18 protein-coding genes and 1 pseudogene are annotated in these 20,784 nt (G+C 43.6%); 9 read left to right on the top strand and 10 right to left on the bottom strand.

Annotated elements, in window-relative coordinates; genetic code table 11:
* Positions 1-4: 4 nt before the first annotated feature.
* The 7 genes from P5683_RS08495 to gloA all read right to left on the bottom strand — a co-directional run bounded on the left by P5683_RS08495 (position 5) and on the right by gloA (position 6,883).
* Positions 5-139, bottom strand: a complete 135-nt coding sequence (locus P5683_RS08495; RefSeq protein ID WP_315639661.1) for a hypothetical protein — start codon at positions 137-139, stop codon at positions 5-7.
* Between the two features lie 141 nt (positions 140-280).
* On the bottom strand, positions 281-463 hold the full coding sequence (locus tag P5683_RS08490) for a hypothetical protein (protein ID WP_228116532.1): 183 nt from the start codon (positions 461-463) through the stop codon (positions 281-283).
* Positions 464-628: 165 nt separating this feature from the next.
* Complete coding sequence (locus tag P5683_RS08485) at positions 629-1,273, bottom strand: glycosyltransferase (RefSeq protein WP_008050311.1); 645 nt, start codon at positions 1,271-1,273, stop codon at positions 629-631.
* A gap of 1 nt (position 1,274) precedes the next feature.
* Complete coding sequence (gene hpsE, locus P5683_RS08480) at positions 1,275-2,267, bottom strand: hormogonium polysaccharide biosynthesis glycosyltransferase HpsE (RefSeq protein ID WP_008050309.1); 993 nt, start codon at positions 2,265-2,267, stop codon at positions 1,275-1,277.
* A gap of 109 nt (positions 2,268-2,376) precedes the next feature.
* Complete coding sequence (gene hpsE / locus P5683_RS08475) at positions 2,377-3,414, bottom strand: hormogonium polysaccharide biosynthesis glycosyltransferase HpsE (RefSeq protein WP_008050307.1); 1,038 nt, start codon at positions 3,412-3,414, stop codon at positions 2,377-2,379.
* A 104-nt stretch (positions 3,415-3,518) separates the two neighbouring features.
* The gene (clpB, locus tag P5683_RS08470) at positions 3,519-6,305 is read right to left on the bottom strand and encodes an ATP-dependent chaperone ClpB (protein WP_006626092.1); all 2,787 of its coding nucleotides are present in this window, start codon (positions 6,303-6,305) and stop codon (positions 3,519-3,521) included.
* A gap of 149 nt (positions 6,306-6,454) precedes the next feature.
* Complete coding sequence (gloA, locus tag P5683_RS08465) at positions 6,455-6,883, bottom strand: lactoylglutathione lyase (protein WP_006669071.1); 429 nt, start codon at positions 6,881-6,883, stop codon at positions 6,455-6,457.
* 832 nt (positions 6,884-7,715) lie between these two features.
* Here gloA and P5683_RS08460 point away from each other — a divergent pair.
* The 6 genes from P5683_RS08460 (at position 7,716) to P5683_RS08435 (ending at position 15,860) form a co-directional block, all read left to right on the top strand.
* Positions 7,716-12,020, top strand: coding sequence for a pre-peptidase C-terminal domain-containing protein (locus tag P5683_RS08460; RefSeq protein ID WP_315642393.1), 4,305 nt, complete (start codon positions 7,716-7,718; stop codon positions 12,018-12,020).
* Positions 12,021-12,441: 421 nt separating this feature from the next.
* Entirely contained in the window at positions 12,442-12,918 is a 477-nt protein-coding gene (locus tag P5683_RS08455) for a hypothetical protein (protein ID WP_035759673.1), read from the top strand.
* A 508-nt stretch (positions 12,919-13,426) separates the two neighbouring features.
* Positions 13,427-14,614 carry a formamidase gene (gene fmdA, locus P5683_RS08450; RefSeq protein WP_006626101.1) on the top strand — a complete coding sequence of 396 codons (1,188 nt, stop codon included), beginning with the start codon at positions 13,427-13,429 and terminating at the stop codon, positions 14,612-14,614.
* A 63-nt stretch (positions 14,615-14,677) separates the two neighbouring features.
* Entirely contained in the window at positions 14,678-14,950 is a 273-nt protein-coding gene (locus P5683_RS08445) for an FmdB family zinc ribbon protein (RefSeq protein WP_006626102.1), read from the top strand.
* Between the two features lie 76 nt (positions 14,951-15,026).
* On the top strand, positions 15,027-15,269 hold the full coding sequence (locus P5683_RS08440) for a TIGR02450 family Trp-rich protein (RefSeq protein ID WP_006616785.1): 243 nt from the start codon (positions 15,027-15,029) through the stop codon (positions 15,267-15,269).
* A 3-nt stretch (positions 15,270-15,272) separates the two neighbouring features.
* On the top strand, positions 15,273-15,860 hold the full coding sequence (locus P5683_RS08435) for a hypothetical protein (protein WP_006626105.1): 588 nt from the start codon (positions 15,273-15,275) through the stop codon (positions 15,858-15,860).
* Positions 15,861-15,896: 36 nt separating this feature from the next.
* Here P5683_RS08435 and P5683_RS08430 read toward each other — a convergent pair whose 3' ends face one another.
* Positions 15,897-17,102: a M20 family metallopeptidase gene (locus tag P5683_RS08430; RefSeq protein ID WP_315639664.1), complete on the bottom strand. Its 1,206-nt coding sequence runs from the start codon at positions 17,100-17,102 to the stop codon at positions 15,897-15,899.
* Positions 17,103-17,130: 28 nt separating this feature from the next.
* A complete protein-coding gene (locus tag P5683_RS08425; protein WP_006626107.1) occupies positions 17,131-18,612 on the bottom strand; it encodes a glycoside hydrolase family 13 protein in 1,482 nt (493 codons plus the stop codon).
* A 265-nt stretch (positions 18,613-18,877) separates the two neighbouring features.
* On the opposite strand from P5683_RS08425, the gene P5683_RS08420 reads away from it, so the two are divergent.
* The 3 genes from P5683_RS08420 (at position 18,878) to P5683_RS08410 (ending at position 20,452) form a co-directional block, all read left to right on the top strand.
* Positions 18,878-19,333 (top strand): gas vesicle protein K, encoded by a 456-nt coding sequence (locus tag P5683_RS08420; RefSeq protein ID WP_006616265.1) that lies wholly within the window; start codon positions 18,878-18,880, stop codon positions 19,331-19,333.
* 102 nt (positions 19,334-19,435) lie between these two features.
* A complete protein-coding gene (locus P5683_RS08415) occupies positions 19,436-20,170 on the top strand; it encodes a GvpL/GvpF family gas vesicle protein (protein ID WP_006626108.1) in 735 nt (244 codons plus the stop codon).
* Positions 20,171-20,185: 15 nt separating this feature from the next.
* The gene (locus tag P5683_RS08410) at positions 20,186-20,452 is read left to right on the top strand and encodes a gas vesicle protein GvpG (RefSeq protein ID WP_006616263.1); all 267 of its coding nucleotides are present in this window, start codon (positions 20,186-20,188) and stop codon (positions 20,450-20,452) included.
* A gap of 149 nt (positions 20,453-20,601) precedes the next feature.
* Here P5683_RS08410 and P5683_RS08405 read toward each other — a convergent pair.
* Positions 20,602-20,784: pseudogene (locus tag P5683_RS08405) on the bottom strand (Uma2 family endonuclease); the annotation flags it as partial.

Here is a 20,784-nt window from a genome sequence, read left to right as displayed (position 1 = left end):
TTTCTCACATATACATAGTTATCATTTCCTGATCTTGGGCGATCGCCATGACATCATGGGCATGGATCACCCCCATGAGATGATTCGGATTTCCGTATATCAACCATGGATCATGGACAATCGATATATATGGTAGCATCAGACCCATGAATCAGACCCAGGAAAGGAATGATCAGACGATAATTCTCAAATGAGGCCATCAAAACGAGATCCATGGAAGGTGTGCTGTAGATCGCTAATTATAGTAACTGCGTAGATTTTGACAGTATCACTCATGTGGCTAATGAGATAAATTTTTAGAGTTATGAGTTGTGGGGAAAAATCCTTTAAATTCTTTAACGAATTTAAGTAAAGGTTCAGCCTGTCCGTTGGGTAACATCAGACCTACCATGATTTTCACAAATACGATAGCCATCATACGTGAGCGACGTTTGATCAAACCAGGATCGTGGTAAATAGACATCCAAAAACATCTCGCTCCTATCCTTGCTTTTTTTCTCGTTAATGGCGATTCAAGTGATTTAAAAGTTAGATAACTATATAAGTGTGAAAGGCTATCTTTTTTCAGATTTTTTAAGGAGCTGGGAGCATTGTTAAACGCTTTGTTAAGTACCAATAAGCAGGAAGATTATTGACGCTCAATATTAGAGGAAATCGAATGCTCAGATATGCGGTATAAGATTTGCGCTTGAGATATACAAACAAATTTATACTGGGCAGCTAAACGCAAATATAAATCCCAATCCTGCCCACCCTTCAAAGACTCATCAAAACCTCCAATTGCTGATAAAGCATGACGGGTAATTAAAGGATTAGAACCATTTTCCAGAAAGTTTTTCACTAATAATATGGAATAAACATCGCCTTGATAGCTTTGATGAAATCCCGGGTATAAAAATTCACCATATTGATCAATATAATTTGTCCAGCTATAGGCTACAGATGCTTCTGGATCTGCTTCAAGTGCTGCATATTGTAATTCCAATTTATCAGAGGTCCATAAATCGTCAGCATCTAAGAAAGCAATATACTGAGCGCTGGCTTTAGAAAATCCTCGATTTCGACTAACAGAAGCCCCTGAATTGGGATAAGAAAATACTTGAATACGCGGGTCATTAATACTGGAAATAATATCTAATGTTCTATCAGTAGACCCATCATTAATTATAATTATTTCAAAATCCTTAAAGGTCTGATTGATAACGGAATCAATGGTTTCCTTAATCGTCTTATCAGCATTATAGGCAGGAATAATTATTGATATTTGGGGCATTTTATTGATCCTCTGACTTTTCTACAGACCCGAATTTAGCATTCCAGACATTGTTGAGCCCAACCAAGACACTCATCATACTACCCCGATAAAATTCCATTTCAACTGCTGGAATTAGTTCACTTTTCAGCATTTCTCCATACTTCAGTCGTTGCTTAATAATACGGCGGAGATTGCCCAAAATTGTCCTGACAAAAATCACTGGCTTGTCTATGGTTTTAGCATTAATCATCCGTAACTGAAAAGTGGCTAAACCACAGGCACGCGCTAAGGATAATAAATAATTGCGTTCTAATCGAAACGCGGGAATTTTATGGTTAATGTGCATCTGGGGATTATACCAAATTTCCCAGCCTTGTTTGTGTAGATAAAGCAATAACTCATAATCGTCTCCTCGCGCCAAAAAATTCCTCTGACTTCCAACAAGTTGAGGGGTTTTCGGAACAGCTTCTTGCCAAGCCTGTTTTTTAACCACTAATCCAGCAGTTGGTGGTAATATTAAATTATCTGGGTCAAAGCGAAAGGGTTGATTGCCATGTTCGCCAATCGCTAAAAATGCGGCAATTTGTTTAAAGTTTTCAGGAGGTTTTACTTCATATTCGCCGTTAATTTGTCCGCCAAATGCTCCCGCTTGGGGGTAGTTTTGGCTAAATTCATAGATAGAGGAAATCCAGCTTGTTGCTGGAATATTATCATCATCTAGGAAAGCGATATAAAGTCCTTTTGCTTCTTTAATTGCTCGTTGTCTAGCAAAAGCTGGTCCTTGCTTGGGTTCAAAATAGTAGGTGAGGGGATAATGTTTCTCCCAGTTGCTTTGATAAGCTTGAATCACTTGATGAGTTGTATCAGTGCTATTATTATCAATAACCACAATGTCCCAGTCAATTTTTGACCTATGGCTTTGATGACGAAGTGCCTCTAATACTTCGGGTAAGCGTTGCGCTCCATTGTAGGTCGGAATAGCTACCGTGAGAGAAAATGAATCCTGGGTCATAACTAAAGTTTGTACTAGTTGGTGGGATAACTGGGACCAAATGAAGACTTGAGATGTCCTAGCATAAGATATACTAGATTGGAGGTATTGAAACTGTTAATATGTTTGCTTAGGGAGTAGTGCAAGCTGAGAGCAAATTCTGGTTACTCATGAACAACTGCACTGACAGTAGTATTAGCAGAGTTGCTGTTTTTTTGTCTAGCTTTAAGTAACCGTTATACCACAAATAAAAAAAGCTGTTTAAACTCCCCATTAATAAGGCTCGTTCACAAGCAGCAATATCATCCAGATCCGACACACCGTAACGGAGGACGTGAAGCAGCAATTTTCGACAGTCGTTTGCCAAGTACGCTGTTGTTAAAACAGGCTTTAAAATTGGCTTAACTCCCGCTGTACGAGTGACGTAACGACTTAATCCAATTCCCCGAAATAAGGGTATCAAATACTCAATCTCCAAACGTTTTCTAGGAATTTTATGATCGACCTGCATTTGGGGATTATACCAAATTTCCCAGTCGGACTTGCGTTGAATATAGGATAAAGCCTCTATATCTTCTCCGCCCAACATACTGCCATCAACTCTACCACTCAAGATACATTTGTCTGGCACAAATTCACTCCAGACCTCTCTCCTAATAACTAACCCTGCTCCTGGAGGCAAGAGATTTTTTCGAGCATTATAAAGCCTCGGATTTTTCCCTAATTCCGTAATGGCGAAAAATGGTTTAATTCGATTAAAGTTAGGGGGCGGTTCTACCTCAAATATGGCGTGAATTTGACTACCATAGGCTCCCGCCTTTGGGTTTTCTTGAGAAAATCTAACCGCCTCAGCTACCCAATTTAATTCAGGTATATTGTCATCATCCAAAAAACCGATCAACTCAGCTTGGGACTCAGACACCGATCGCTTCCTCGCAAATGCTAAACCCTGTTGAGTTTCTAACACATATCGCAGGGGGACTTCTTGGGGCCAGTCCTTCTGAAACTGCTGTACCACTGCTGCCGTACCATCGGAACTATTATTATCCACGACGAGAACTTCCCAACGGATGCTTTCGGTCGCCCTTTGACATCGCAACTGTTCGAGCACTTCTGGCAACCGGTTTTCCCCATTATAGGTAGGAATTGCTACTGTTAACTGGATCATGATTAACTTCCTATCGTAGGATATTAACACTATCGCTATTCTGCTAGGCTTTCCACGGGAGTCTTCCTTGGCAATTCGAGATAGAGACGGCACACTTAAAGATTTTAATTATCATCGCCTGGGCTGTTGACTGCCACTGGTAACATGGTCAACTGACCCTGATTTAATGGGGCTTCTGGTGTCTTCAAGGGATGATCAAAAGTGAGTGTTCCATCTTTCACCTGAATTTGAATAGTATCGCCCGTGACAAACTTCTGCTCTAAAATCAGGTTAGCGATCGGATTTTCCAACTCCCGTTGAATCGCCCGTTTCAGAGGTCTAGCCCCATAAACAGGATCATAACCCACATCAGCCACATGATCAATAGCAGCAGGTGATAAATCCAGAGCAATTTTTTGATCAGCCAAAAGTCTTTGGAGGCGATGCATTTGAATGGCAACGATATCGCGCAATTCAGCTTTACTGAGGGTGTGGAAGAGGATAATTTCATCTACCCGATTCAAAAATTCGGGTCGGAAATGCGATCGCAAAGCCTGCATAACCAAAGCAGACATTTCCCCATAGCGAGAGTCATCCCCAGCCACCCCCAGAATATACTCACCGCCGATATTGCTAGTCATGACAATTACCGTATTGCGGAAATCCACCAATCGTCCTTGGGAGTCAGTAATTCTGCCATCATCCAATACTTGTAAGAGGATATTAAAGACATCAGGATGAGCTTTTTCCACCTCATCAAATAGAATCACTGAATAGGGATGGCGGCGGACCGCTTCTGATAGTTGTCCGCCTTCGTCATAGCCCACATATCCCGGAGGCGCACCCACCAACCGAGAGACAGCGTGTTTTTCCATATATTCGGACATATCAATGCGAATCATAGCTTCCTCGCTGTCAAAGAGGAACTCCGCCAAAGCCCTAGCCAACTCAGTTTTACCGACCCCTGTGGGTCCCATAAACAGAAACGAACCGATAGGCCGTCCGGGGTCTTTCATCCCCGCCCTAGCGCGGCGAATAGCGGCAGATACAGCTTCCACGGCTTCCTGCTGACCAATTACGCGCCGATGTAAATGGGATTCCAATTGTAATAATTTTTGTCGTTCGGACTCCAACAGGCGATTAACGGGAATCCCCGTCCACTTAGCGACAATGGCAGCAATATCGGCTTCTGTCACCTGCTCTCGCAGCAAGGAAGACCCCTGAGCCTGCAATTTTAACAATTCTGCCTCCCGCGCCTCTCGGTCGTGGTGAAGAGTCTCTAAGCGGCCGTATTTTAACTGAGCTGCTTTATTGAGATCATAAGCGCGTTCGGCTTGTTCAATTTGCACCCGCAGTTTTTCTTCTTCTTCTTTGAGGCGGTTAATAGCTTCGAGGAGTTCCTTTTCACTCTGCCACTGGGACGATAGAGTTTTCTGCTTGTCTTTGAGGGTGTTAATTTCTTGCAGTAGGGATTGGATACGCATATTTAAACCCAGATCAGCAGTTCGATCTTGTTCCCCTGTGCGTGGGGGTGTACTTCTTTGGCTTTCCCCTTCGACGGAGAGTTTTTCCATCTCCAACTGCATGAGGCGACGCTCAATTTGTTCTAACTCCACGGGTTTGGAGGTGATTTCCATTTTCAACTGGGCGGCGGCTTCGTCTACTAGGTCGATCGCCTTATCAGGAAGGAAGCGATCGCTAATATATCGCGCGGACAGCATTGCCGCCGCCACCAATGCGGAATCAGTAATTTTGACCCCGTGATGGCGTTCGTAACGGTCTTTCAACCCCCGCAGGATTGACACGGTATCCTCTGGACTAGGTTGATCAACATAGACCTGTTGAAATCGTCTTTCTAGGGCTGGGTCTTTTTCGATATGCTTACGGTATTCATCAACAGTAGAAGCACCGATACAGCGCAATTCTCCCCGGGCTAACATAGGTTTAAGCAGGTTTCCGGCATCCATTCCCGAACCTCCAGAACCCGATCCTGCCCCCACGACGGTATGTAGTTCGTCGATAAACAGGACTATTTGACCGTCGGAGTGGGTAACTTCCCGCAATACCGATCGCAGTCTTTCTTCAAATTCCCCCCTATATTTGGCTCCGGCGATTAAACTACCCATATCCAGGGAAATCAACTGGCGGTTTTTGAGGGACTCTGGCACATCTCCGTTAACAATGCGTTGGGCTAACCCTTCGGCGATCGCTGTTTTACCGACTCCCGGTTCTCCAATTAACACCGGATTATTTTTGGTTCGTCTGGACAGACAACTAACCACCCGGCGAATTTCTTCATCCCGTCCGATCACCGGGTCTAGTTTCCCTGCCTTAGCCAATTCGGTTAGATCTCGGCCATACTTACTCAGGGCATCATAACTATTTTCCGGGTTCTGGTTGTCAACTTTAGCACTGCCACGCATGGATTTGATGGCTTCTTCCAGTTTCTCCCGGACTGTAGCTTTGGAGTCATTGGTAGGGCGATCGAACCCTGGTCTTCCTGGTGTGGCTCTGGTGGGGTTTCCACTACCCAAAATCCTACGACCGACGCGATCATCTTCTGCTAGGGCAATAATCAGGTGTTCAATAGCAATGTAGCGGTCTTGCCATGCAGACCGCGTCGCTTCAGCCGTATCTAGCATCAATTCTAACCCACGACCTAGGTAGAGATGGTCAATAGTTCCGACTCGGGGTTGCCGTTTGGTGAAGGCTTCTAATTGTTGCTGGACCTGTTCGGGATTAAAACCAGCCCGCCCTAATATATTATTAGCCAGTCCATTTTGTTCTAAGGCGGCGATCGCCACGTGCTCCACTTCTAAATGCTGATTTTGGAAGCGACGAGCAACATCTTGGGATTTTACTATCGCTTCCCAGGCTTTATCTGTAAATTTACTCGGATCGGTCGGTTGCATTGCTTATTTTTATTGACACCAAATAGGGAACGGGGAATTATGACTCTCAAATAGATGTTGCCGATGTATTTTTCTGGGGACCACCAGAGCCGATTGCCCCAAGGATTTTATCCTACTATGGGCAATCGATCACCTTATCCGTTCAGATCTTAACTGTTTACTGCTAACTGTTTACTTGCCTCAGCCGAGCCCTGGGTTCCCAGTTGAATCAATTCAACTTTATACCCGTCCGGGTCTTCCACGAAAGCAATCACTGTTGATCCGTGTTTCATCGGCCCTGGTTCTCGGCTAATTTTACCCCCTGCTGCCCGAATTTGCTCACAGGTGCTATAAATATCATCCACACCGAGGGCAATATGGCCGTAACCGTCCCCCAGGTTGTAGCTATCAACGCCCCAGTTATAGGTCAGTTCAATGACACTATGATCAGCTTCATCCCCATATCCCACAAAGGCTAGGGTAAACTTTCCCCCAGGATAATCTTTCTGTCGCAGCAGCTTCATTCCCAGAATATCACAGTAAAATTTCAGCGACTCATCCAAGTTGCCGACCCGCAGCATTGTGTGTAAAAGTCTCATGAGATTGGTTCTCCTCCTTATGAAGATTAGTCCTTACCTGTTATTTTAAGGAAATCTCCTCAGTTCGTCACTGCCACTAGCCCCCTCTCCCACTACCTAACCATCAACAACCACACAACCGTTTCTTTTCGGGCGATCGCTATCTCTACCCCTTCTCCCCTTCCCCTCTTCTCCTCAAGGCGATCGCCCTTTCACCACTGTTAACAAACCTTTTCGCTTTTCCTTACCACCGACAAACCCCTAAAATACCATATATATGTCGGCACGGATTCCCATTCTCTAAGTATAGGTCAAGTTCGGGGATTTGTCAAGGAAAAATGGGGGGATTTTTGGGATTTTTTGGGTTCCCCTAACTGACTGGTGGAGGGTCTACGGGAAAGGCGATCGCACTTTATCACTGTGTCAATAATTGAGAGCCGCACCCTGGGACAGCATAGATTTTCCCATGACTTTACCATAGCCTAAATGATTAAATTTTCCTTAAAAATTCATCGGATAACTTCCCAACTGGATTGATAGGATATAATCAAGCTAATCTACTGATAATCAAACCAATTTGGTAGACGGCGTGCTTTTGAGAAACAAGTAGAGAAACAGCGATCAAAGTCGGAACCCTCTTGGGTTATGGGTGGGGGTGAATCAATACCTACCACATCTCCTGCTAACAGCAAAGAAACCAGCGGTTGAATCTATATAAAAAACGTGACTCAGGGTAGAAGTTTAAGGAAATCTTGAGTCGGGTTTGTCGTGTCCGATTTCTCAAGTATACCCATCACCGTGACTGAGGGGACGAATAGACATTAAATACATTTCGTTTCATGGAGAAATTAAAATGCCTGATGAAGCTGTCAACAATATCATCCCAGATGAATTTGAACCTAATGATAGTCTCGAAACCGCGACCGATTTAGGGTTGCTATCTCAATTGAATGACTGGTATAGTCTCAGTATTCATGAGGGAGACTCCGACTGGTTTAAGTTTGCGATCGCCGATACTGGAAGACCTGATGATCATGTATCAATTATTCCTATGGGATTTTATGATTACCTAGATGCTCCCGTTGTCTACTTAGATCCAAACCTAAATCTTGCCCTGTATGATGCTGAGGGGGTCTTGATTGACATTTTAGTTAATAACTATGATGTGCGTACAATTAGTTTAGAGGGGCTAGACGCTGGAACTTACCATGTTAAGGTTTATGGAGATCCTGGTAGCACTAACCCTAATTATAGCCTTAGCATCACAGCTCCCTGGGATCGTACACCTGATGAATTTGAACCTAACGATAGTATTGAAACCGCCACCGATTTAGGCTTGCTATCTGAATGGAATAACTGGTCTGGTCTCAGTATTCATGCTGGAGACTCAGATTGGTTTAAGTTTGCGATCGCTCAAACCGGAAGAGCTTATAATGTCCTATCAATTCATTCTGGGTACGATGAAAACCTAAATATTGCCCTCTATGATGCTGAGGGAGTCTTGATTGAGACTTCCAGTAGTGATGATTGGGAGGATATTAGTTTAGAGGGACTAGAAGCGGGAACTTATCATATTCAGGTTTATGGATATGATGCAGACACTAGCTCTAGCTACAGCCTCTGGATCGATGCTCCTTGGGACATAACTATCACCTCAGATGAATTTGAAGCCAATGATACCATTGAAAATGATACCATTGAAATCGCCACCGATTTAAACTTGCTATCTGAAGGTAATTTGGGGGATGATCTAGCTCTCTTCGAGATTATCCCAGATGAATTTGAACCTAACGATAGTCTGGCAACAGCTACAGATTTAGGCTTGCTATCTGAATGGAATTGTTGGGATAACCTCAGTATTCATTCTGGAGACTCGGACTGGTTTAAGTTTGCGATCGCCGATACCGGAAGATATGAGAATTGGGTATCAATTCATTGTTGGTACTATTACGATGACCCCATAAATTTCTCTCTGTATGATGCTGAGGGAGTCTTGATTAACACTTCCAACAGTGATGAAGAGCTGTCGTTTATTAGTTTAGAGGGACTAGAAGCAGGAACTTACCATGTTCAAGTTTATGGGGATGAAGGCATCACTAGTCCTAACTATAGCCTTTATATCGACGTTCCCTGGGATAGAACTATTACCCCAGATGAATTTGAACCTAACGATAGTCTGGAAACCGCCACCGATTTAGGGTTGCTATCTGAATCAAATCGTTGGTATGGTCTCAGTATTGATGCCGAAGACTCGGATTGGTTTAAGTTTGCGATCGCCAATACCGGAAGAGGGTATAATTCCGTATCAATTCGTTCCGATTACGATGACCCCCTAAATTTCTCTCTGTATGATGCTGAGGGAGTCTTGATTGAGACTTCCAGTAGTGATGATTGGGAGTATATTAGTTTAGAGGGACTAGAAGCCGGTACTTACCATATTAAGGTTTATGGAGATGAAGGTATTACTAACCCTGACTATAGCCTTTATATCGACGTTCCCTGGGATAGAACTATTACCCCAGATGAATTTGAACCTAACGATAGTCTGGAAACAGCTACAGATTTAGGCTTACTATCTGAAGATAATACCTGGTCTGGTCTCAGTATTCATGCTGAAGACTCCGACTGGTTTAAGTTTGCGATGGCTCAAACCGGAAGAGGGTATAATTCCGTATCAATTCGTTCCTCCTACTCTAATGAACCCCTAAAATTCTCCCTATATGATGCTGAGGGAGTCTTGATGAAAACTGGCATTAGTTATTATTTGTCGGGAATTAGTTTAGAGGGACGAGAAGCCGGAACTTACTATATCCAGGTATATGGCGATGAGGGTGTTCTTAATCCTGAATACAGTCTCTCTATTAACGTTCCCTGGGATATCACTAGGACCGAAGATGAACCAGATCAATTTGAACCTAACGATAGTCTGGAAACCGCCACCGATTTAGGCTTATATCCAAAAGATGAGTTGTACTGTTATGACACTCTACCATACCCGTCTAGTTCATGGAGTGGTATGAGTATTCACTCTGGGGACTCAGACTGGTTCAAGTTTGATATTACTGAGACTGGCGGAACCTATGATTATGTTTTAATCTCCGCCTCATACCGTGGTTACAACCTGAATTTTGCCCTGTATGATGCTGAGGGAGTCCTGATTGAAGATTCAACCAGTGGTACTTCGATCAGCCTAGAAGGACTGGAAGCTGGCACTTACCATATCCAGGTCTATGGCGATGACGGAGCAATTAACCCTGAATATAGCATCAATATTCAGGCTCCCCTAGAGGCATTCCCAGACAGGTTTGAACCTAACGATAGTATGGAAACTGCCACAGATTTGGGATTTTTGTCAAAGGATTGGTGGACTTCTGTATTCTCACATGGATTTGATCCTCCCTCTTATTTCTGGAATGCCTTGAGTATTCACTCTGGAGACTCGGATTGGTTTAAGTTTGAGATAGATAGGTTTGGACGAGTAGGTGATTATGTCTCAGTTAGGCACTATGACTACTCTAGTAACTATCTGAATTTTGCCCTGTATGATGCTGAAGGAGTCTTGATTGACACTTCCATTAGTGGTGATGGGGAGCGGATTAGTTTAGAGGCACTTGAAGCTGGAACTTACTATGTTCAGGTGTATGGCGATGAGGGAGCAACAAATCATGACTATACTCTGATCATTGAGCCTCCCATGGCAGTAATTCCAGATGATTTTGAACCCAATGACAGTCTTGAAATGGCTACAGATTTGGGTTTGCTCTCAGACAATGAATGGAATTCTTCGGGTGATCTTAGTATTCATTCTGGTGATTCTGACTGGTTCAAGTTTGAGATCAATCAGCCGGGAGGAGTAAGTTATGATATCTTAATTTGGCGTTTGTATCCTTATATGAATCAAGAGGTAGGATTAGACCTGTATGATGCCGAAGGGGTTTTGATTGAATCTGGTAATCAAGATCGGATTAGCCTAAATGAACTCGAACCAGGAACCTATCATATTCACGTATATGGTGTTGATGAAGTTGATGCTTATAACTATAGTATGGCAATCCAGGCATTTGATCTGATACCCGAACCCGAACCCGAACCCGAACCAGAACCTATTGTTGAGGAACCGGAAACGGAACCAGAACCTATTGTTGAGGAGCCGGAAACGGAACCCGAACCAGAACCTATTGTTGAGGAGCCGGAAACGGAACCAGAACCAGAACCTATTGTTGAGGAAACGGAAACCGAACCAGAACCTATTGTTGAGGAACCGGAAACGGAAACCGAACCCGAACCTATTGTTGAGGAGCCGGAAACCGAACTAGTTGTTGAGGAACCCGAAGTCTTTGAACAACCGATTTTTGTGCCGATTCAATTTCCGAGTTTTCCTTCTGTGAGTTCTCCTGAGGCTTCCGAGGATACGGAAACTGTGAGTGAACCGGAACCCCCAGTCATGGAACCGATTAATTTACTGGTTGATGTGGGTGAGGTGATACCTGCAATACCGGAAGCGCCGCCACTTTCTGCTAATAACTCGATTACTCAACCTTTCCCTAATCAGTGGTTTGGTAGTGATGGGGATGATGTGATTATGGGTAGTGATTCTGATGAAACTTTACTAGGTTTTGAAGGGGATGACTACCTCGATGGACAGCAAGGAAATAATACCCTATTTGGGGGTCAGGGAAATGATACTTTAGTTGGGGGTTCCGGTCGTGACGCTTTGTTGGGAAATAAGGATGATGATATCCTGTTTGGTGGTAGCTCTGGTGATACTCTCTATGGCGGTCAAGGTCATGATACTCTAGTGGCGGGTGAGGGTAATTCTCTGTTGTTTGGTGATAAGGGGAATGATATCTTGTATGGGGGTTCCGAGGGAATTGATACGTTGAATGGGGGAGAGGGAAATGATACTTTTGTGATGCTTCCCGGTGAGGGTTATACTGTGGTGGCTGATTGGGAGATGAATCAAGATGTGATGGTTTTGTTGGGTAATGCTACTAACTATCGCATAGGGGATTTACCCCTGGGATTTACTAATGCTACTGCTATTTACCAAATTGGCGAGACTGATAAAATTGTCGGTATTATTGAGGGTGTGACGAGTTTGAACTTGGAAGATAGTAGTATCTTTCGGTTTGTGGAGGGGGTCGGGAGTCTGGCTTGAAGTTGCTAAAACTGATTAATAAGTAGACTGGCTGGCTGATTAATTAATGGTGTCGGGGTGGTTCGCTAACTGCTCCGACTTTGACATGGAAAAGTCCCAGAAAAGCGATATATATGTCGGCACGGATTCCCATTCTCTAAGTATAGGTCAAGTTCGGAGATTTGTCAAGGAAAAATGGGGGGATTTTTGGGATTTTTTGGGTTCCCCTAACTGACTGGTGGAGGGTCTACGGGAAAGGCGATCGCACTTTATCACTGTGTCAATAATTGAGAGCCGCACCCTGGGACAGCATATATTTTGCCATGACTTTACCATAGCCTAAATGATTAAATTTTCATTAAAAAGTAACCCCCTTTACTTGCCAATAAGAGGGAGAGGATATAATCGAGTTAATCCACCTCATATACTTAGTCGAGCCTATATGAAACTAAGATTCAAACCATCACGTAATGTGGCAAGTTACAGCACTTTAGCCATCAGTATTGCTATGGCAATTACCCTAGGGCTACCTGGTGCGGCTTCAGATAACCGCTTCGTTCAACAAGTGCGTCAACAATTGATGCAAGCGGGAGTGGCTTTGGGAATTTCGGGGAGTTATCAGCTTAGTCATGAACCATATTTGGGTGATATTGGTCATAACCAAAAGGATTATCTCTACCTGAACTTAAATTCGGGTTCATCTTACATTCTGGTCGGCGTTTGTGATGAAGATTGTCGAGATATAGACTTATCGCTTTATGATGAAAATAACAATCTGATTGACTCTGATACCGCCCTTGATGACTACCCCATGGTAGAAGTTGACCCCAAATGGAGTGGTCGATTTAAGGTTGAGGTAACAATGGCTAACTGTAATGCTTCAACCTGCTATTACGGGGTGGGGGTTTTTGCTCGATAATCATCTTGAATGTAAATTATGACTTGGGAAATATATGGGGGGAATTGATGAATTCCCCTTTTTTTGCTGAGGACAGTTGTGGGAATGTCGCTAACTGCAATTCCCGATTTTATGGGTAATGACTCGCCGGGGTTTAACTTAAACAGTAGGCAGCCAAAAGCCATATATATTCCGCCACATATTCCCATGCTATAAATATAGGTCAAGTTGGGGAATTTGTAAATAAAAAATCGGTAAACTTTTGAGTTTTTTATACCCCAATATTGTCATGATTTAGGAAACTCTAACTTTGGGCAGGTTTGAGATAGCAGGTTCTGAGATTTTAGAGAATGATTATCATTATTAAAAATATCCAGATAAATTGATATTTTGTATCTAAAATTACATTTTGTTATCTAGGAAATAGGTGAAGATGTCTTAACATCGAGAGACTAAGATTCAAAAAGAATTGAATCATTAAGTTTTGTTGATTAAAAAACCATCATGATGAAGGGTAATCAGGAAAAAAATGCCGCAAACACTATTTAAAGTTGATCTAACTAAACCAATGTCGGAACAAGAAATGCCGGGACATAATCGCTGGCATCCAGACATTCCGGCGGTGGTTTCTGTTAATCCGGGAGACATTTTTCGGATTGAATGCAAGGACTGGACAGACGGACAAATCAAAAATAATGATAGTCCCGACGACGTTCGAGATGTAGATCTAAGTGTGGTTCACGTTCTCAGTGGGCCGATTTATGTAAACGGTGCCCAACCAGGAGATATTTTAGTTGTAGATATTCTGGATATTGGTGCATTACAGGGAGATGAATGGGGCTTTACGGGAATTTTTGCGCGGGAAAATGGGGGTGGTTTTCTAACTGATCATTTTCCGAATGCAGCTAAAGCTATTTGGGATTTACAGGGAATTTATACGAGTTCTCGCCATATTCCGGGAGTACGTTTTGCGGGTATTACTCACCCTGGATTAATTGGCTGTGCGCCTTCCTATGAACTGTTGATGCAGTGGAATAAACGGGAAAGGGAATTAGTAGAAACAGGGGGTCCGGTTTGGAAACCAGAAATTCCACCTCTGGCGGCTTTACCCAACCCAGAAAATGCGGTTTTGGGAACATTAACTGGGTCGGAATTTGAGCGGGTGGCGGCGGAAGCAGCGCGGACGGTTCCACCTCGGGAACATGGCGGAAACTGCGATATTAAGAATTTGTCGCGGGGGTCGCGGATTTATTTTCCGGTGTATGTAGAGGGGGCGAAATTGTCTATGGGAGATATTCATTTTTCCCAGGGAGATGGGGAAATTTCGTTTTGTGGCGCTATTGAAATGTCGGGATATATCGACCTCCATGTTGATCTGATTAAAGGAGGGGTGGAAAAGTATGCAATGGTGAATCCGATTTTTAAACCTGGTCCGGTGGAACCTCGCTATTCGGAGTATTTGGTATTTGAGGGAATTTCGGTTGATGAGTTTACTGGGAAACAGTATTATTTGGATGCTCATGTTTCCTATCGTCGGGCTTGTTTGAATGCGATCGCATATTTGCAAAAGTTTGGATTTACGGGAGAACAGGCTTATTTGCTATTGAGTTCAGCCCCGGTAGAAGGTCGAATTAGTGGTATTGTGGATATTCCGAATGCTTGTTGTACCGTGGCAATACCAACGGAGATTTTTGATCGCAATATTTTGCCAACTTAGTAGTGTAATTATCGCCCCTAGTCATTGGGAACTGGGGGCAGTTAGATAAGGAGAATAAAGAAAATGCCACTGTATGAATTTCGTTGTGCTAATTGCGGAGAGTTTGAAACATGGCAGACTTTGGCGGAGGTGGGAACTCCGGTTGCCTGTCCTCAATGCCAAAATCAGAGTGAAAAAATCTTTTCGCCGCCCAATATTAATTTGAATTCGAGGGGGTTAAGTTTGCGACGGGGAGAAAGTAAAGAACCCAAATTGGTGAAAAGCGATCGCCAACCATCATCTCCCCGATATAAACAAAGTAGGTGCGATCGCCCTTGGATGATAGGTCACGGTTGAATCATGTTCTGTGTGGGTGGGCTGTTGTCTGGTGAAAATTTATGGCAGAATCAGGAATTAAGAATATGGACTGGTAATGCCAAAAAAGACAAAATTTCCCTATCTGGTGGGTTCTAAATGGACGGCTACCCAAAAAACTTGGGGATGGCGACATTTTCAGGTGGTTAACCGTAAAAATCAGGGTCAGTTGGTTTTTGCGGAGTTGGTGGCTTCCTGTGACCCGACAGTTAGATTTTGGTTGAATGCTAAACAGCTTAAAGATCGTAATCTGTGGGAACCTGGGTGGCAGTCTACCCAAGAACTTGATGATGGAGACTGATATATGGATTATAGCTATATTCAACAGGCGATCGCTCAATTAGAAGCTGCCGCCACTGAACTAAAGAATATGGTTGATCATGTTCCTCCCGAACAGGCTAAAATTCTACAGGTTAGGGAAGTTGAGGAGAAGATTAGGAATACTCTAGCCCATATAGAGGCGGCGATTAACCCCCCTAGTTTGGAACATTTGCCGCCAGATGTGTTAGAAAGGGCGCAGGCCTTAAAAATTCCCCTGGGAGATGTTGAGGTACAAATGGCGATGGTATCTCATGATTTGTCTCAGGTGATGGCTATTCTGACCGAAATGGAAAACCGCGCCCAAACTATTCGCAGGCGACGAGAATATTTTTTGGTTAGACTTCCTGATATGCCTATTGAAGTTTTGGGGTCGCGGCTTCCGGTGTATACAGCCGCAGATTTTCAAGCGCCCCCTGAACCTGTATCTAAGGAGGTTCGAGATCAACTCAAGGCTAAGTATGGCATCGATCGCTTAATTATGGAGAAATCTGTGCGATCGCGCGCGACCCTCTTTGATCAAATTAAACAGGCGAAACAGACCCTAGAACATCCATCACCCCAAGATGAATAATCAAAATAGACCATAGGTAAATTGGTGGCTATGGTCTTATTGACAACGCTTTTGCCAAAACTGATAAGCTGAATAAGCTAGGGTAACTACTCCGGTTTTAATTGCTGATTCATCTACCTGAAACTTAGGGTGATGTAGGGGATAATTTGGTTGGTCTGGTTGTCCTATTCCTAGGCGAAACATTGCGCCCGGTGCATAATTTAAATACACCGAAAAATCTTCCGCACCCAGAGAAGGTTCCGGGAGAATTTCTACACTTTCATTTCCCCAGGCTTCCCTAACTGAGGCTTCGATTAATTGAGTTAAGGCTGGATCATTCTGCACACTGGGAACACCCCGGCGATAGTTCATTTGATACTTAGCCCCATAGGTTTGACAAACATTAGCTACTATATTCTCTATCCATGCTGGTAAAGTTTCATAGGTTGATTGATGAAGCGATCGCACTGTTCCCAATAATTTTACCTGATCCGCAATCACATTAGAAGCACGTCCGCCAGTAATTTGACCAATAGTTAATACCACTGGTCTAAGGGGGTTATGAGTGCGACTAATTGCCTGTTGTAGAGTCGTAATTACTTGGGCGGCGATCCAAATTGCATCAATGGCTTCATGGGGACGCGCACCATGTCCAGACTCTCCCAAAATAGTCAATTCCAAATCATCCGCCGCCGCTGTTAATGCCCCTACTCTAATGCCAATACACCCCGCCATAATAGTCGGAAAAACGTGCAATCCAAAGATAGATATAACGTCATTCATTACCCCATCTTCTACCATCCAAGTGGAACCCCTAGCGATTTCTTCAGCCGGTTGAAATAAGAATCGCACAGCCCCCGGTAGCGAGTCCTGTAGGCGTGATAAAACCATCGCTGTACCTAATCCTACCGTAGTATGTACATCATGCCCACAAGCGTGCATTACGCCGGGATGACGAGAGGCATATTCTAGGTTAGTTAATTCTTGAATAGGGAGGGCATCCATATCAGTACGAATTGCTAACCATTGATGATGGTTACCAGTTCCTTTTAATTCCCCTACTACTCCGGTTTTTCCTACCGCTTCTTGAATGTGCAACCCACAGGAAGATAATACCCCCGCTATATATGCAGAGGTTTGATATTCTTGACCGCTAAGTTCTGGGTGTGCATGAATGTGACGACGAATTTCTACTAAACGGGGATATAGGGAATTGGTGAGGTCTTTGATTTCAGTGAGGATGGAGTTTTGATGTTTACTCATGGCAATAATAGGCTGATCAGGCAGAGTTTTAACGGTTGGCTAGAATACAACCACTGCGAGGGGGTAATATCAGTTCCAGATGATTCTCTCCCTCTAAATTAAGCCAGCGGGCGGTACAATTTCCATAGACAACTCTTTCAGGTTTAGTGGTGAGTTGGGGAACTGGTATATTAATTGTAGCAGATTCTAAGCTACTATTAACTGTGATGATTAATTCTTCCTGACCTTCCGGGGAATTGGTGGTTAAAATTCTGGCAAAGCTATAAACTAGATCTTGGGCGAAGAGAACTTGATAAGTCCCGATTCTGAGAGCCGGGTATTTATGGCGGAGGGTGATGAGATTTTTGTGGTATTCTAGTAAGTCTAAATCCCATTGTTCTTGGGGCGGGAAACCACGACGACAATCGGGGTCAAATTCTCCTGGTAAACCGACTTCATCACCATAATATATACTGGGAGCGCCCGGGAAGGTTAATAATAGTAAGGTAGCGAGTTTAACGCTGGCTTGATCTTCCTGAACTATGGTAATTAAACGGGCGACATCGTGGCTATTAAGTAGGTTAAGTTGGGTGAGTTGAATCTCCCAAGGATAGAGAGCAAGAAGTTCCTGGATTTTACTGCTATATTCGGCGGCGGAAAGGGGAGGATAGGGATAATAAGAAGGCGCTTCTACTAATTCTCTACGGACTCTGGATTGGGCTGTAAAGGCGATGGTAGGTCCGGTAAATAGATAGTTCATTACGCCATCAAATTGGCTGCCATCGAGCCACTGACGGGCATCTGTCCACACTTCTCCGACGATATAGGCTTCCGGGTTACCGGCTTTGACACGACTGCGAAATTCTTGCCAAAATCCGGGTGTTTCTATTTCAAAAGGAACGTCTAAACGCCAGCCGTCTATACCAAAGTTAATCCAATATTCGGCGATCGCCATAATATATTCACGCACATCGGGATGCTCATGATTAAATTCCGGTAAAGCCCGGTTATTCATCCAACCGACATAATTGGCGGGTTGACTACCATCATAGGCAGACAGAGGCCAGTTTTCCACCTTAAACCAGTCTAACCAAGGAGAGTGAGGGCCATTTTCTAGGATATCATTAAAGAAGAAAAAGCCTCGACTAGCATGGTTAAAAACCCCATCTAGGACGATTTTAATATGGCGACTATGGGCAGCATCTATCAATTCTCGCAGGGCTGGATTACCGCCTAAAATCGGGTCAACTTGATAATAGTCATGGGTATGGTAGCGATGGTTACTGGCTGATTGAAATATGGGGGTAAAATAAATCGCATTAATCCCCAAATCTTGCAGATAGTCGAGGTGTTCAATTACCCCCCACAAGTTACCGCCTTTATACCCCTGCAAAGTGGGTGGTTTGTGCCAATCTTCCCACTTAGGATGACTAATAACTGAGGGTCGAGGTAATTGGTTTTGGGCAAAACGGTCAGGAAAAATTTGATAAAATACCGAATGTTTTACCCAGTCTGGAGTGTAAATTGTCATGGTTACGATTTGGAAAACACCAATATATATTTAGGGCGTATAAATTGCTAAGTCACTTATACAGCCACTTATGAAAATATTTCAACCTAAATATGACGCACGATCACCATAATACCATAGTAGTTAGTGGTCAAATTATGATCTGGTGGCACTGAGACTGTGAACATCAGATCAATTTGGGCATAATTGGCCTAGCTATGTATTGCGGATAGTATCTCCTATCTGCTAGGATTGACAGCAAGCCGAACCTTAATGAGAATCACAAGTGTCAAGTCCAGAAGAAACAGCCTTGGTTCCCAAATCATCTGGTAAGGATGCAGGTTTAGCCCCCCTACTCCTTACCGTGGTTGAATTAATCCGCCAGCTGATGGAAGCGCAAGTTATCCGGCGCATGGAAGCTGATACCCTAACAGATGAAGAACTTGACCGCGCGGCCGAAAGTCTGCGTAAATTGGAGGCGCAGGTGTTGGACCTCTGCGAAATTTTTGATATCGACCCAGCAGACTTGAATATCGAACTGTCGGAGTTGGGTTCCCTTCTCCCTAAGTCCGGTGGCTATTACCCAGGGGTGTCCTTGGGAAATCCCTCGATCTTGGAACTTCTCGATCGCCTTCTGAATACGGGTATAGTAGTAGAGGGAAGTGTTGATCTGGGTTTAGCCCAAATTAACCTGATTCATGCCAAGCTGAGATTGGTGCTAACATCAAAGCCTCTATTATAGCCTAGGGATTACCCAAATTTATCCCATGGGCAAGTTTTGGGTTGTGGGGGGCTAGTGATAGGTGCTAGACTGCTGATAATTACTTTTTGATGAGTGACTAATATGAGTTACAGTCTGTATTTATACGGAATTTTACCGAAAACTAAGCTGAAGTCTTGGCATTTGCAAGGCTTAGATAATCAGCCAGTTTATACTCATGAAATTGATGGGTTTATTTTTCTGTATTCCGAGGCGCAACAGGAACGGTATTTGGCCAGCCGCAGGAATTTGCTAGGTCATGAAAAGGTGTTAGAAGCCATGATGCAGGAGGGATATAGGACGATACTACCTTTGCAATTTGGCTTGATTGTTTCTGATTGGGATGCGGTAGCTAAACAGTTAGTTAATCCTTATCATGAAAGACTGAAAGAACTGTTCGTTAAGTTGGAGGGTAATCGCGAGGTGGGGGTGAAGGTTTTTTGGAATGAAACCGCTGAACTTAATGCTTTAATGGAGGAAAATCAAGACCTGAGAGAAAGACGCGATCGCCTGGAAGGTCAACCCCTCAGTATGGATGAAGTGATTGCTATTGGTCGGGAGATAGAGTCAAACATTTTAGACCGCGAAAATGAGATTATCACCGCTTTTCAAGATGGCTTAATTCCCCTGGCTTTAGATTATGTAGAAAATGAATCGATGACGGATTTAATGATTTATAACGCCGCCTATTTAATTCCTTGGAATAGTGAAGAAAAGTTTAGTCAGAAGGTGGAGGAAATCGACAATTACTTTCCCAAACGGCTGAGGATTCGCTATAATAATTTTACAGCCCCCTATAATTTCACACAACTTGATTAATGAGAGGATAAATCTATGGTTTTACGATTATTACTCGCCCCTCTGACCGCTCCCCTGGATGGTATTGTATGGATAGGTGAACAAATCTTAGAACGCGCTGATGCTGAACTAGACGATAAAGAAAATTTAAATAAGCGTCTTTTGGCTCTTCAATTAGCCTATGATATGGGCGATATTTCAGAGGAAGATTTCGAGGAAGAAGAGGAACAGTTATTACGAGAAATTATCGCCCTAGAAGAGTCTCAGCAACAGTCGGAGTTGGCATCAGATGATGATGAATAATTATCGGTTTTGGGGACAACGTACCCGCGCCCATCTATCGGCTTTTCTTTAGATTAGAAATGTGCAGTGCGTCAGTGATGGTGCGTCAGTCGAGAAGATGATTATTGACCTGATGTATTCGCTCTGACGCACCCTACCAGGCTTATAGTTTATACCTGTGAATCAGGGTCAATGCCTAAGCGTTTTAGCTGTTCGGCGAGACGTTGCGATCGCAATTTTTCCTCGGCTAATTCTTCTTCCGCCCGCCGCGCCCGTTCTTCTGACTCTTGGGCTTTTCGCTGTGCCGCTTCCGCTTGTTGGTGTAACTCTACAGAAGTCAAAAAACGACGACC

The organism is Limnospira sp. PMC 1279.21, from assembly GCF_032349615.1.
GTDB lineage: Bacteria > Cyanobacteriota > Cyanobacteriia > Cyanobacteriales > Microcoleaceae > Limnospira > Limnospira fusiformis.
This window is presented reverse-complemented; position numbering and strand designations above follow the sequence as displayed.